This is a genomic window from Limosilactobacillus reuteri subsp. simiae, assembly GCF_020784875.1.
Classification (GTDB): Bacteria; Bacillota; Bacilli; order Lactobacillales; family Lactobacillaceae; genus Limosilactobacillus; species Limosilactobacillus reuteri_H.
Genome location: NZ_JAJGUI010000107.1, coordinates 51,605 through 65,173, shown reverse-complemented (window position 1 = coordinate 65,173; position 13,569 = coordinate 51,605). Strand labels below are relative to the sequence as shown.

Here is a 13,569-nt window from a genome sequence, read left to right as displayed (position 1 = left end):
AAATTATTAATCAAAGAGGATGGTTCACCAAACTAATGCTGGTGAAGATGATATTGTTGAAGGACTATTTCTAATCCCTCTTCTTGAGAACGAACATAAAATTCGCTCTGGTCACTTATCAGCATTGCTTTGAAACGTTCATTATCGGTTACAACTTCACCAATCAATCGGTCTCCAATAAAAATTTGTTGAACCGGTTGATTACGACGTTCAATATCTTTAACGCTGACTTCTACTTTTTTATCTTTCTTTGACACTTTTTCACCCTTAATAACTATTATTACCCCTGACGACGAAAAGTAAAATGATTAGGTACCGGATCATAGCCACCACGAGAAAACGGCTGACAACGAAGGAGCCGCCAACTTCCGAGCAATATCCCCTTTAAGCCAAAACGTTGTAAAGCTTCTAACATATACTGTGAGCATGAGGGGGTAAAGCGACATACGCGAAATGGTCGTTGGGCAGAAACGCCTTGTTGATACCAGCGTATAAGGTCACTTAAAATCCTTACCATTTCAACTACTTCTTTCGTTCAGTCTTTTGCATCCGTTCTAACATTTCACCAGCACCCTTAGCAACATTGTCTAATGGGTCTTGCGAAACAACAACTGGTACTTTTAGACGAGCACTGAATAATTGATCGACACCCTTTAATAAAGAAGTACCACCGGTTAACATTATTCCCCGGTCAATAATATCACTAGCTAACTCTGGTGGAATTGTTTCTAATACATTTACAGCTGCTGAAACAATTTGTTCAAGCGTATCATGCAATGCTTCTTCAATTTCATTTTCATTAACAGTAATTTGCTTTGGCATTCCAGTAGCTACATCTCGACCACGAACATCCATCGTTTCAGGATCATCAACTCGTAATGCAGTCCCGAGTTCCATTTTGATCTTTTCAGCAGTATGTTCACCAATTACTAGGCCGTGCTTATTCTTAATATAAGAAGCAATATCACTATTCATCTTATCACCGGCCATCCTAATTGACTGGCTTGAGACAATATCGCCTAATGAAAGAATGGCGATATCACTGGTACCACCACCCATATCAATGACCATGTTTCCACGAGGTTTAAAAATGTCTAATCCAGCACCAATTGCTGCTACTTTTGGCTCGTATTCAAGGTAAACTTTACCACCACCAGATTGTTCAGCGGCTTGAATAATTGCCTTCCGTTCAATCTCAGTAATATTCGTTGGTGCGCAAATCATGATGTTTGGCTTTGACATGAACCCTTTAACGCTTAGTTTACCAATAAAGTAGGAAAGCATTTCTTGAGTAACATCAAAATCAGAAATAACTCCATCCTTTAATGGACGAATAGCCCGAATGTTACTAGGAGTACGTCCAACCATTCGGTATGCTTCTGAACCAACAGCCAATACTTTATTGGTTTTTGTATCAACCGCCACAACTGACGGTTCATTTAGAACAATACCCTTGCCTTGAACATAAATCAAAACATTGGCAGTTCCCAAATCAATTCCAATATCCTTTGCCATTAATTTCTTCTCCTTTTAGCTAGTTAAGTCTTAACGCTAAACTCGTTAATATCGTTCGTAATTATACCACAAAATAGAGATACAGATAGACGTCGCTTACGAATCTTTAATCTTGATTTGTTTTATTCTTAGAAGGCTTTACCGCCAATTTAATTTTATCCTCGACATTAATTCGATCAATCTTAGCCCCTAATTGTTGTAACTTTTGGTGAAGATGATAATATCCCCGATCAATATATTTTAGGTTACGAACCTGGGTAATTCCATCAGCAACTAACCCGGCCAATACTAAAGCAGCCCCCGCTCGTAAATCAGAGGCAGCTACTTCAGCGCCACTAAAATGCGTAGGACCATTTAAAACCGCAACTGGACCATTAATTTGAAAATCAGCGTTCATTCGTCGTAATTCTTCTAAATGCATAAAACGCTTCTCAAAGATCGTCTCATCTAGGGTACTGGTCCCATTTGCCAAAAGCTGGAGAATGGACATTTGTGGTTGAAGATCAGTAGGGAAACCTGGATATGGGAGAGTCTTAATATTCGTAGGAATTAAAACCGAAGTCCCCAGAACACGAATCCCATCTTCTTGAACGATGACTGTCACACCCATTTCCTCCAACTTAGCAATCAATGAGGTGTTATGTTCAGCAATCGCCCCTTCAACCACGACATCACCATTAGTAATGGCTGTCGCAATCATGAACGTCCCTGCTTCAATCCTATCTGGCATTACTGTATGTTCACAGCCATGAAGAAAATTAACCCCTTGAATTCGGATAATGTCTGTTCCAGCGCCATGGACGCGTGCACCCATTTTATTCAACATGTTTGCTAAATCAACAATTTCAGGCTCACTAGCCGCATTTTCAATTGTTGTAATTCCTTGCGCAAGTGTTGCTGCCATCATCAGATTTTGCGTTGCACCGACACTAGGGAAATCTAAATAAATGTGATCACCAATTAAGTGCTCAGCCCGTGCCTCTAAGTATCCATCGTGTTGCTCAATAATCGCTCCTAATTGACGTAATCCTTTAAGATGTAAGTCAATTGGCCGGGATCCAATCGCACATCCACCAGGAAGCGCAATTTGCGCATGTCCTGTCCGAGCTAGCAAGGGTCCTAAGACTACCATCGATGCCCGCATCCGGCTAACATATTCTAATGGTGCTTCAGATGATACAGGATCAGCCGCATCAATTGTCAAAACGTGCTTATCCTTATCAAAATCTACTTTTATATTTAAGAACCGTAATAACTGATTCATTGTCGTTACATCCGATAAAATTGGAACATTTGATAATTTAATGTTTCCGCTAGAAGCTAAAATAGATGCTGCTTGAATTGGTAAGACTGCATTTTTTGCTCCTTCAACTTTAACTCGACCGGTTAACCTCTGACCGCCCTTAACAACAATTTTTTCCATAAGTTCCTCCAGTAAATACTATCGAATTAAATATGTTAAATTCCCAATTGCACTTAGGATATTTAAGAAAAATGTCGCACATAAATATCCCAGTCCAGTAGCCATTAAAACAATGAGTAAAGGTAATGTGCGCGGTGGTCGGTTAAAAAAATGCTCAAAATGTATTCCTTGAATAGCAAAAAACGCTAACCAGACAAATGCCAATTGCACTATTATTTCTATTAGCGCTCGTAATCCTGTAATTTGCAATCGATCACCCTCTTTTAAACTAAATTCAATCATATCATATCACATGATTAAATTATTAATTCGTAAAAAAGCTTAATGATCTTTTAAACGAAAAAGGGGTGAGACTAAACTCGCTTGTAAGTTTTAGTCCCACCCCCGCAAGGATGGCTAAGCATCTACTGTGGTTTGGCAATTTACACTTTAAAATAGTAAAGAGGTTGGATTATTTTCTCCAGCCTCTTTGTAATATTATACCTTAGATATTGCGTTGCTTAGAAGCAGCATTCAAACGGTTAATTGCACGCTTGAGGTGAACTTCTGCACGTGATAAGTCGCTTTGGTTATGCTTCTTCTTTGCTTCTGCGATTGCAGACTCAGAACGCTTTTTAGCTCTCTGTGCCCGCTCAACGTCAATTGCTTCAGGCATTTCAGCACTATCAGCTGCGATTGTAGCATTTTGACCATCAAATTGAATGATCCCACCGTTAACCGCTGCAACTTCATCAGTGCCTTCAGAATGTTTAATTCGAACTGTACTGATTTCAAGCGCAGCAATTAATGGTACGTGGTTAGCCATGATTCCCATTTGTCCACCAGCAGTGTTCATAACGAGCATGGTAACCTTATCATTATCATAGACGGTGCCATCTGGAGTAATAATAGTGACCTTAAAAGTATTTTCAGCCATAATTATCCCTCCTAGTCTTCTGAGCTATCTTCGTCAGTCTCAGCCTTCATTTTCTTTGCCTTTTCAACAACGTCTTCAATTGGTCCAACTAACCGGAAAGCTTCTTCTGGAAGATCATCATACTTACCAGCAAGAATTTCCTTAAAGCCTTTAATTGTTTCCTTTAATGGAACATATTTACCAGGTAAACCTGTAAATTGGGAAGCAACACTAAAGCTTTGGGAAAGGAAGTTTTGAATCCGCCGTGCACGAGCAACGATTGTCTTTTCTTCGTCAGATAATTCATCCATACCTAAAATAGAGATGATATCTTGAAGTTCATGGTATCGTTGAAGAACGTGTTGAACCTGTGTAGCAACTTCATAGTGTTCTTTACCAACAATTTCTGGGGTAAGAGCAGTAGAAGTTGAAGCTAGTGGGTCAACGGCTGGATAAATACCAATTTGGGTTAATCGACGTTCCAAGTTAGTAGTTGCATCCAAGTGGGCAAATGTTGTAGCTGGTGCAGGGTCGGTATAGTCATCGGCTGGAACATAAACGGCTTGGATAGACGTAATTGATCCCTTCTTAGTTGAAGTAATCCGTTCCTGTAACTGACCCATTTCAGTAGCTAATGTTGGCTGGTAACCAACGGCAGAAGGAATCCGACCCAAGAGGGCAGAAACTTCTGAACCAGCTTGCGTAAACCGGAAGATGTTATCGATAAAGAGCAAAACATCTTGTCCCTTTACATCACGGAAGTATTCCGCAATTGTTAAACCAGTTAAGGCAACCCGCATACGGGCACCAGGTGGTTCGTTCATCTGACCATAAACCATGGCCGTCTTTTCAAGAACTCCAGAGGCCTTCATTTCATAGTACATATCATTACCTTCACGGGTACGTTCACCAACACCTGTGAAGACAGAAATACCATTATGACCTTGAGCAATGTTATGAATCAATTCCTGAATCAAAACGGTTTTACCAACACCGGCACCACCGAATAGACCAATCTTACCACCACGAACATATGGAGCTAGTAAATCAATAACCTTGATCCCAGTTTCCAAAATTTCGGTAGCATTATTTAAGTCATCATACTTTGGTGCATCACGGTGAATAGGCATCCGCTTTGCATCAGGACCAAATTTCGGTCCGTTGTCAACAGGTTCCCCTAAGACGTTAAATACTCGTCCCAGAGTATCATCACCAACTGGTACACTAATTGATGCACCAGTGTTTTCAACTTCCATACCACGTTGAAGACCATCAGTACCGTCCATGGCAATTGTTCGAACAACACCATCACCTAATTCCAAGGCAACTTCAGTTGTTAAAGTCTTACCATCGCTTTCCTTAATCTTCAAAGCGTCATTAATTTCAGGAAGTTTTTCGTCTAAGGGAAATTCAACATCAACAACTGGTCCGATAACTTGTAAAACTTTACCAGAACTCATGTTGTTTCCTCCTACGTTAGAAAAAATTATTCTTGAGCAGTCATACCACCAGTAATTTCTGTAATTTCAGTGGTAATTGCTGCTTGCCGTGCTCGGTTATATTGCAATTCGAGAGTAGAGATAATGTCATCAGCATTATCTGTAGCTGAACGCATTGCATTCGCACTTGAAGAGTGTTCTGATGTCTTGGCATCAAGAATCGCTCCATAAATCAAACTTTCTGCATATTGGGCAACCAATGCAGAAATGATTTCTGTATCTGACGGTTCAAATTCATACTCGGCTGAAACATGCGCAGTACTTACATCAGAATTATTTAATTCTGTATTTTCTTGCGCTTCATTTTCGTCATCGAGTAATGACTTTTCAGTAATTGGAAGTACATCATGAACAATAACATTTGATGTAATTCGGTTAACGTAATGGCTGTAAACCATGTACATTTCATCAAATACTTGGTCACTGTACATTTGAACAGCAGTCTTCACAATACTGTGAACTTCCCGATAGGTAGGAACATCGCTAACGCCTGAATATTCGTAAACGACATTCATTCCCCTCTTCTTAAAGAATTCTGTTCCAGTTTTACCGACCGTCAAGAATACTGTGTTGTCTTTATCAAGATTGTGCTTAGCCATCATATCTAACGTTTGCTTGATAATATTACTATTGTAACTACCAACCAAACCTCGGTCAGACGTAATCACAAGCACCCCAGTCTTTTTAACTGCGCGCTTTTTAAACAGTGCAGCGTAAACATCATCTTGCGAAGCTGCAGATGTTGCGCTGTGAGATTTAACCAGATCAGACAACATTTGCTTAACCTTCTCAGCATATACTTCGTAGGTCTGAGTGTGGTGTTGAATTTGATTCAGTTTTGCGGTTGAAACCATTTGCATCGCCGAAGTAATCTGACGCGTACTCTTAGTGGAATCAATCTTATGTTTAACTGCAGCGAGTGAAGCTGGCACTAAATCTCACCGTCCTTTCGACTAATCATCATTAACTATTTTTCTTCAGCGACTTGCTTTTTTGTCCCTTGAAATGTTTCAGAGAACTTAGCAACAGCATTTTGCAAGTCATCGCCTTCTGGTAGCTTACCAGTCTTCTTGATGGTGTCGTAGAGGTCTTGGTGGTTAGCATGCATGTAAGCAGCCAATTCACTTTCGTAACGTTGAACATCTTCAATTTCGACTTTATCGATAAAGCCACGTGAAAGAGCAAATAATGTTACAACTTGTTCTTCTACTGGTAGCGGATCATGTAATCCCTGCTTTAAGACTTCCATAGTCCGTTGACCACGAGCCAATTTAGCTTGCGTAGCTGCATCAAGGTCGGAACCGAATTGAGCAAAGGATGCTAATTCGTTGTATGAAGCAATATCCAAACGCAAAGTACCAGCAACTTTCTTCATTGCTTTGATCTGAGCGTCACCACCAACACGAGAAACTGAAGTACCAGCATCGATAGCTGGACGTTGACCTGCATAGAATTCATCTGAATCTAAGAAGATCTGACCATCAGTAATAGAAATAACGTTAGTAGGAATATATGCAGAAACATCACCAGCTTGCGTCTGAATGATTGGCAAGGCGGTCATTGAACCACCACCGAGGTCATCAGACAAACGAGCAGCACGTTCTAGCAACCGTGAGTGAGTATAGAAAATATCACCAGGGTAAGCTTCACGACCAGGAGGACGACGAAGAATTAATGAAAGTTCACGGTATGCATCCGCTTGTTTTGATAAATCATCATAAACAATAAGAACATCTTTACCGTTGAACATAAATTCTTCACCCATCGCAGCCCCTGCATATGGCGCAATGTATAACATTGGAGCAGGATTTGAAGCACTAGCTGAAACAACAATTGTGTAATCTAATGCTCCATACTTACGAAGAGTTTCAACACTAGCCCGAACAGTTGATTCTTTTTGACCAATAGCAACGTAAATACAAATTACGTCTTGGTTCTTTTGGTTAATAATGGTGTCTAACGCAATGGCAGTTTTACCTGTCTTACGGTCACCGATAATCAATTCACGCTGACCACGTCCAATTGGAACTAAGGCATCAATAACCTTAATACCTGTTTGAAGTGGCACACTAACACTCTTACGCTCCATAACACCTGGAGCTTTACGTTCAATTGGACGAGTTTTATCTGTCTTAATCTCACCAAGACCGTCAATTGGACGACCTAATGAGTCAACAACCCGTCCTAATAATGCATCGCCAACGGGTACTTCCATGATTCGACCCGTCCGCTTAACGGTGTCTCCTTCACGAATGCCTGTGTAATCCCCTAAAATAACAATACCTACATCATTACTTTCGAGGTTTTGAGCCATTCCGTAGACCCCGTTACTAAATTCGAGCAACTCACCAGCCATAGCATTATCTAAGCCATCGGCACGAGCAACCCCATCACCAACATAGGTAACAGTACCGGTTTCTTCGACAGATACTTTGTCTTGGTAGTTGGCGAGTTGTTTTTTGATGAGTGAACTGATTTCCTCAGTTTTAATGCTCATAAAGGTCTCACCTCTTTGAAAAAAGATATATTTATCTAACTAGTAAACGACGAATTTGCTTAATCTTTGAGCTGAGACTACCATCTAATGTCTTATTATCAACATGGACAATAACCCCACCTAAAATTTCTGGATCAACATGTTTCGTTAAGGTAACTTCATTAGCACCAAAACGTTTTGCAAGATTAGCCTTCAGTTGATCCTCTTGTTGTTTATCGAGTTGGATCGCTGTGGTAACGTCAGCATGCATCCGCTTCATTTTACGGTCATACCGCCGTTCAAACTCATCAATAATTGCGACCATGCAGTCAATACGGCCGTAATCGAAAACCATTTGAATTAAGTTAGCAACATACTTCGAAGCACCTTGCTGTAAATCTTTAATCAATGATTTCTTTTCATCAAGTGACAGTTGAACTCCCGCAAGTGCGGCGTCCAATCCCTCGTTGTCCTCAAAGACTTGGCGTAAAGCAATCAATTCTTGATAAGTTTGATCGAGTTCGTTATCAGCATCGACCAATTCAAACAGTGCTTTCGCATAGCGATCAGCAACTGTCTTCTTATCAAGACTCATGTTCTACCAACCCTTCGATATAGGAATCGATCAATTCTTTTTGATCGTCTGCCTTTAATTCTTTTTGGATGAGTTTGGAAGCAATCTCAATAGATAAGTTTGCAACGTCATCCTTAGCACTATTTAATGCATCGCGACGTGCTTGCTCAGCATCTTTTTGTGCCTGTTGCTTGAGAGCTTGGGCATCTTTTTGCGCCGTTTCAACAATTTGTGCCCGCTGAGTTTCTCCAGACTTTTTAGCATTACTTACAATCTCAGCAGCTTCTTGCCGTGAGCTTTGTAACTCAGCTTGTCGCTTTGCAGCCATCTTTTCAGCACTTTCACGTGAACGAGCAGCATTATCAATGTCATTAGCAATCTTATCTGCACGTTTCTTCATCATATCTGTTACTGGTTTCCAAGCAAAATGCTTAACTAATAGCATTAAGATGATAAAAGTAACGATGTAGAATACCAAGTCACCAATGTATAAACTGTTTGATTCAGCTAACACACTGTTTACAAACATCTATTGACACCTCCTTATCTTAAAATAAAAAACTTAAAATAATTACTTGTTCATAACAAGGAAGCCAATAACGATGGCAATAATAGGCATGGCTTCAATCAAACCAACACCAATAAACATCGTTGCTTGTAATCTACTTTGTAATTCTGGTTGACGTGCGATACTGTCAACTGTGTGTCCGATTAAGATACCGTCACCGATACCACCACCGATAGCGGCACCCATAGCCGCGAGTCCTGCAGCAATTGCTCCTAATGCCATTTTAAAATTCCTCCTTAGGGATTATTATTCGGAAATCTTCCGAGAAATATAAACCGTCGTTAATGTTACAAAGACATATGCCTGAATCGAACCGATAAATACGGAGAACCCTTGCCATGCTAGTTCCAAAAATAGTCCTGGAATAATAGTTAGGATTCCATGTGAGAATGCCATATTAGCAATCAAACTCATTAAAAGTTCACCGGCAAAAATGTTACCAAAAATACGGAGACCAAGAGTTAAGAAGTTAGCAAAGTCTTCGATAATGTTAACAGGAAGCATTAAAGTAAATGGTTTAGTGTATCCTTTCAAGTATCCACCAAGGCCATTATGTGCTACTCCAGCAGCGAATGCTAATACCATTACCATTAAAGAAAGTGTTAACGTAACAACTGGATCTGCCGTTGGACTTCTAAGCACTTCAGCTCCGTTCCAATGGAATTGGAAAATTAAACCGAATTGGTTTGCAAAGAAAATGAAAACAAACAAAACAAAGGCAAAGAAACTATAGTGCCCTTGTTCGGATGCTGGCATCTGACTTCGCACAATTCCATTAGTAAAGTCAACTAGCCACTCAAATACATTTTGTGCACCAGTAGGCTTCATTTGGATCTTTCGTGACATCCCGTAAAGAGTGAAGAACACGATTGCGTAGATAATCAGTCCAGAAACAATGTTCGTAGTATTGAACGTGAGTCCGAAAAGCTTAAAAGTTAAAGCATCACCGCCCATTCATATTCCACCTCTTTCCTTATAACAATAATTTGGCTTGTAAATTGGATGAACGTTGCAAATAAAACGAACTACCCCAAGTTACGAATGTTAATATATCATTAATTTCGTTAAAATTCAAAAAAACATTAGGTTTATATACCCCTACTAATCAATTGATAAGAATGGAAAGAAAACGTTTTCATAGCTTTGATAAACTTTTTCTTACAATCTGTTTTTTTCCACGACCGCTCAACTTTTTTGTTTTGTTATCATACGAAAAAACAGAGTAAGAGGCCGAACTCACTCTGCTTAAAATTCAAACTACATTTCACTTTTGGCTTTTTGGGGAAGAATTAAATTCATTATTATTCCGAGGACGGCTGCAACTGCTAATCCAGAGAATTGATATTTTCCCAATTGAAGATAGGCATTCCCAATCCCAATTACTAAAATAACGGATGAAATCATCAAATTTCTTTTTTCATTAAAATCAATTTTGTTCTCAATCATTACGCGCAATCCACTAGAGGCAATCACACCAAATAATAGAAATGAAATCCCGCCGATAACTGGTGAAGGAATAGATTCAATCAAGGCGCTTAATTTGCCAATAAAGCTAAAGAAGATGGCAAATACAGCTGCTCCAGCAATAACGTAAACTGAGTGGACACGCGTAATTGCCATTACCCCAATATTTTCCCCATAACTAGTTACGGGAGGTCCACCGACGAATCCGGCAATAATTGAAGCCGTCCCATCTCCTGCAAGCGTATGGTTCAACCCTGGTTCCTTGAAGTAATTTCGTTCAGTCAACTCATTCAGAACCATAATATGTCCCAAGTGTTCTGTCATGGTAACGAAAGCGATCGGTGCCATACTCAAAATCGCACCCCAGTATAATTGGGGATGGTAATCAACAAATGGAATCTGGAAGTCTGGCAAACTAAACCAGTGTGCATGCGCAACTGGAGAAAAATCCACAATACCAAATAAGACCGCAATAATATAACCAGCGACAATCCCCATCAAAATCGGAATTAAACCGAGAAATCCTTTAAAATACATATTGAAGATAACTGTTATTGCCATCGTAAGCATTGCGACCGCAAAAAAGCGTAAATCATAATGGCCAGTAGCTGAATTGATGGTAGCATCTTTAGCGGCTGTTCCTGCTAATGATAATCCAATTACAACTACAATCGGACCGACAACAATTGGTGGCAAAATGCGGTCAATCCATTGCGAGCCAACCAACGTTACAATTACTGATACGATTAAATACACGCACCCAACGGCAATTGTACCCTGTGCAATTCCCGGATAACCAGTAGTTTTCATTAAAGCCATCATTGGGACAACGAATGAGAAACTAGATCCCATATAAGCAGGAATCTTATGCTTAGTAATAAGTAAGTACATCAGGGTTCCTACCCCCGAACTAAACAAGGCGATTCCTGGATTTAATCCGACCAAGATTGGGACTAAAACAGTGGAACCAAACATAGAAAACATATGTTGTAAAGATAAGCCAAACCACTGCCAAGGTGCCGGCCGTTCGTCTACATCTAATACAACATTATCACGGTGCGCCATATAAATCCTCCTAAAGAAAAAACGACCTTGGAATCCCTGCTCCAAAGTCGTCTCTTCCTCTGCCCAATCCTAACTATGGAAAAGCATTAAGAATTTATCCGCACCTTTGAAGCCTCACAGGACTCCGATTAAAGGTCTATTTATAAGTTATTCGTATATTACTTTGTTTTAGGATGATTGTCAATAACTGATTTACGCCGCTTTGTCATCACCCAAGCGGTCATGGGAACAGTGATCAGCACCCCAATGAAAGAGATCAGAATTTCAATCATTTCTGCCACAAAAATTTTATTATTCATAATTGTACCAAAGGAATAGTGGAGACCTAAGAACCAAATAAATAGTGCTAAGAATCCACCGAAGAAGCCAAAGAAAAGCGTATTAAATGTTGTTCCAATAATCTGTTGCCCGATTGCCATCCCACTATGAATTAATTGACGATTAGTTCTTTCAGGATGATTCTCAAGGATTTCCGTAAGGCCAGAGGAAATCGCCATTGCCGCTTCCGCAATTGCGCCGAGCGAACTCAAAATAGTAGTAGTAACAGAAACTTTGAAATAACTAATTCCAATTAAAATTGACATCCCTTCTAACTCATCGCTATCTTCTGTTCCAAAGCCCTGCACCATTGCCCAGTGCTCGACAATAAAGATCAGCACTAAAATTAAACATAACACGATGAGGGAAGCATAAAAGGCTGTCACGGTTGTCCGCAAATCATCCTCTCCCATGAAAATGGTTATTGCCAAAATTGTAATCCCAATAGTCACCGTTACAAATAACGGGGGGACATGAAACGCGACTAAAATAATTGCAAAATATAAAAAGCCAAAGTTAAGAAGCAAGCTTAAAAAAGCCGTCCAGCCCTGTTTCCCTCCCACAAGGACCATCAAAATTAGCAAGACCAAGCCAAGGCCCGTAATTGTCGTCATCTTTGCACCTTCTTCCCTAATAATAATGCCCCAAATAGACTTACAAGGGGAACTGAAAGGACAATCCCAATCCCACTAATCAGGCTCTGAATGGTCCCTAAGCTCATATTCATTGCATAAGTATATCCCCACGAGTTGCCGTTTTTGATATACAAAAGACTACCGGTAAAGGTATCCACCATAAAAATTAAAAACAAAACATTTATTAACGGTCCCATAATTGATTTACCAACATTGCGCCCAGAGATAAATAACTGTTTGCGGGTAACAGCGGGATTTAGCTGTTTTAACTCAAAAAGAGTGGCGATAATATCGCTTGATTCATCCATTACTGCTCCTAAAGACCCCAACAATGTTTCAGCTAAGAAAAGCGGTCGAGGAACTTGAGTAACGTATTCCATTGACTCGTAGTAAATTCCCCGTTCATGTGTCCACATAAATACAAGCATACTTACTCCTAAAGCAACAAATGTCCCAATAACCGTTGCTGCAAAAGTTGCCAGCATCTTTTTACTAAAACCAAGAACTAATAATAGGCTAATAAACGTAAAAATTATGGCAAGAACACTAAAAAGCAGCATAATATGCTGACCATTTTGCTTTAAGTCAATCTCAATTGCAATTATAAACAAAAGAGCATTAATTACTACGCTTAAGAATGCAAATAGCCCTGAACGTCCCATAAGGAGAAGCAGCAACAAGACAACAAGCCAGAGTAAAAAGACGATTACTGTGTCCCGCTTATAACCGTTAACATTGGCGGTTAGTTTTCCGCCTCGTTTATGAAGCTGGGTTAAAAACACTTCATTCCCTGCCCGATAGCGTTGATCCATCGGTTGCGAATCGCTATATGTATTTTGGACTGTTAATTTTTGCCCGCGATATTTACCATTCATTAGTTTTACTTGGAGTTGTTGATTATATTGGTGGTCAACATTGGCAAACTGGTCTTTTACCCTTTGCCTACTCACTGTTTTTTCACTGATTACTTTAGCGATTGGTTGTTGATAGAACTGTTCATTATGGCTGGTAAATAAGAGAGTACCAATCCCAATAACCACTAAAAAAACTAACAACCAGATTCTTTGCTTTGTCCAGTATTGCTTAATCACAACTTTACATCCCCTTAGTACAGCAAAACTATTGTCATTTTACTCT

Annotated in this window: 16 protein-coding genes; all 16 read right to left on the bottom strand. The window is 39.8% G+C overall.

Features of this window, described 5'->3' with window-relative positions:
- Nucleotides 1-32: 32 nt before the first annotated feature.
- Complete coding sequence (locus LMC10_RS06620) at nucleotides 33-257, bottom strand: DUF2969 domain-containing protein (RefSeq protein ID WP_003666580.1); 225 nt, start codon at nucleotides 255-257, stop codon at nucleotides 33-35.
- A gap of 23 nt (nucleotides 258-280) precedes the next feature.
- The gene (gene yidD, locus LMC10_RS06615; protein WP_228341806.1) at nucleotides 281-517 is read right to left on the bottom strand and encodes a membrane protein insertion efficiency factor YidD; all 237 of its coding nucleotides are present in this window, start codon (nucleotides 515-517) and stop codon (nucleotides 281-283) included.
- Between the two features lie 5 nt (nucleotides 518-522).
- Nucleotides 523-1,515, bottom strand: a complete 993-nt coding sequence (gene mreB, locus LMC10_RS06610) for a rod shape-determining protein (protein ID WP_003666578.1) — start codon at nucleotides 1,513-1,515, stop codon at nucleotides 523-525.
- A gap of 106 nt (nucleotides 1,516-1,621) precedes the next feature.
- Nucleotides 1,622-2,938, bottom strand: coding sequence for a UDP-N-acetylglucosamine 1-carboxyvinyltransferase (murA, locus tag LMC10_RS06605; protein WP_229269275.1), 1,317 nt, complete (start codon nucleotides 2,936-2,938; stop codon nucleotides 1,622-1,624).
- A gap of 18 nt (nucleotides 2,939-2,956) precedes the next feature.
- Nucleotides 2,957-3,220: a DUF1146 family protein gene (locus LMC10_RS06600; RefSeq protein ID WP_003667560.1), complete on the bottom strand. Its 264-nt coding sequence runs from the start codon at nucleotides 3,218-3,220 to the stop codon at nucleotides 2,957-2,959.
- Nucleotides 3,221-3,422: 202 nt separating this feature from the next.
- Nucleotides 3,423-3,854 carry a F0F1 ATP synthase subunit epsilon gene (locus LMC10_RS06595; protein ID WP_003666575.1) on the bottom strand — a complete coding sequence of 144 codons (432 nt, stop codon included), beginning with the start codon at nucleotides 3,852-3,854 and terminating at the stop codon, nucleotides 3,423-3,425.
- 11 nt (nucleotides 3,855-3,865) lie between these two features.
- Nucleotides 3,866-5,293 carry a F0F1 ATP synthase subunit beta gene (gene atpD, locus LMC10_RS06590; RefSeq protein WP_003666573.1) on the bottom strand — a complete coding sequence of 476 codons (1,428 nt, stop codon included), beginning with the start codon at nucleotides 5,291-5,293 and terminating at the stop codon, nucleotides 3,866-3,868.
- 26 nt (nucleotides 5,294-5,319) lie between these two features.
- Nucleotides 5,320-6,264 (bottom strand): F0F1 ATP synthase subunit gamma, encoded by a 945-nt coding sequence (locus LMC10_RS06585; protein ID WP_003666570.1) that lies wholly within the window; start codon nucleotides 6,262-6,264, stop codon nucleotides 5,320-5,322.
- 35 nt (nucleotides 6,265-6,299) lie between these two features.
- The gene (atpA, locus tag LMC10_RS06580; protein WP_003666568.1) at nucleotides 6,300-7,829 is read right to left on the bottom strand and encodes a F0F1 ATP synthase subunit alpha; all 1,530 of its coding nucleotides are present in this window, start codon (nucleotides 7,827-7,829) and stop codon (nucleotides 6,300-6,302) included.
- Between the two features lie 31 nt (nucleotides 7,830-7,860).
- Nucleotides 7,861-8,403, bottom strand: a complete 543-nt coding sequence (gene atpH / locus LMC10_RS06575) for an ATP synthase F1 subunit delta (protein WP_003667559.1) — start codon at nucleotides 8,401-8,403, stop codon at nucleotides 7,861-7,863.
- Complete coding sequence (gene atpF, locus LMC10_RS06570) at nucleotides 8,393-8,911, bottom strand: F0F1 ATP synthase subunit B (RefSeq protein ID WP_003666564.1); 519 nt, start codon at nucleotides 8,909-8,911, stop codon at nucleotides 8,393-8,395. The genes atpH and atpF overlap by 11 nt, the downstream gene beginning before the upstream one ends.
- 42 nt (nucleotides 8,912-8,953) lie before the next feature.
- Nucleotides 8,954-9,172 carry a F0F1 ATP synthase subunit C gene (gene atpE, locus LMC10_RS06565; RefSeq protein ID WP_003666561.1) on the bottom strand — a complete coding sequence of 73 codons (219 nt, stop codon included), beginning with the start codon at nucleotides 9,170-9,172 and terminating at the stop codon, nucleotides 8,954-8,956.
- 24 nt (nucleotides 9,173-9,196) lie between these two features.
- Nucleotides 9,197-9,904: a F0F1 ATP synthase subunit A gene (gene atpB, locus LMC10_RS06560; protein ID WP_003666558.1), complete on the bottom strand. Its 708-nt coding sequence runs from the start codon at nucleotides 9,902-9,904 to the stop codon at nucleotides 9,197-9,199.
- 303 nt (nucleotides 9,905-10,207) lie between these two features.
- On the bottom strand, nucleotides 10,208-11,479 hold the full coding sequence (uraA, locus tag LMC10_RS06555; protein WP_003666556.1) for a uracil permease: 1,272 nt from the start codon (nucleotides 11,477-11,479) through the stop codon (nucleotides 10,208-10,210).
- A gap of 158 nt (nucleotides 11,480-11,637) precedes the next feature.
- On the bottom strand, nucleotides 11,638-12,411 hold the full coding sequence (locus tag LMC10_RS06550; RefSeq protein ID WP_020842927.1) for a YibE/F family protein: 774 nt from the start codon (nucleotides 12,409-12,411) through the stop codon (nucleotides 11,638-11,640).
- Complete coding sequence (locus tag LMC10_RS06545) at nucleotides 12,408-13,523, bottom strand: YibE/F family protein (RefSeq protein WP_229269274.1); 1,116 nt, start codon at nucleotides 13,521-13,523, stop codon at nucleotides 12,408-12,410. The genes LMC10_RS06550 and LMC10_RS06545 overlap by 4 nt, the downstream gene beginning before the upstream one ends.
- Nucleotides 13,524-13,569: the final 46 nt, after the last annotated feature.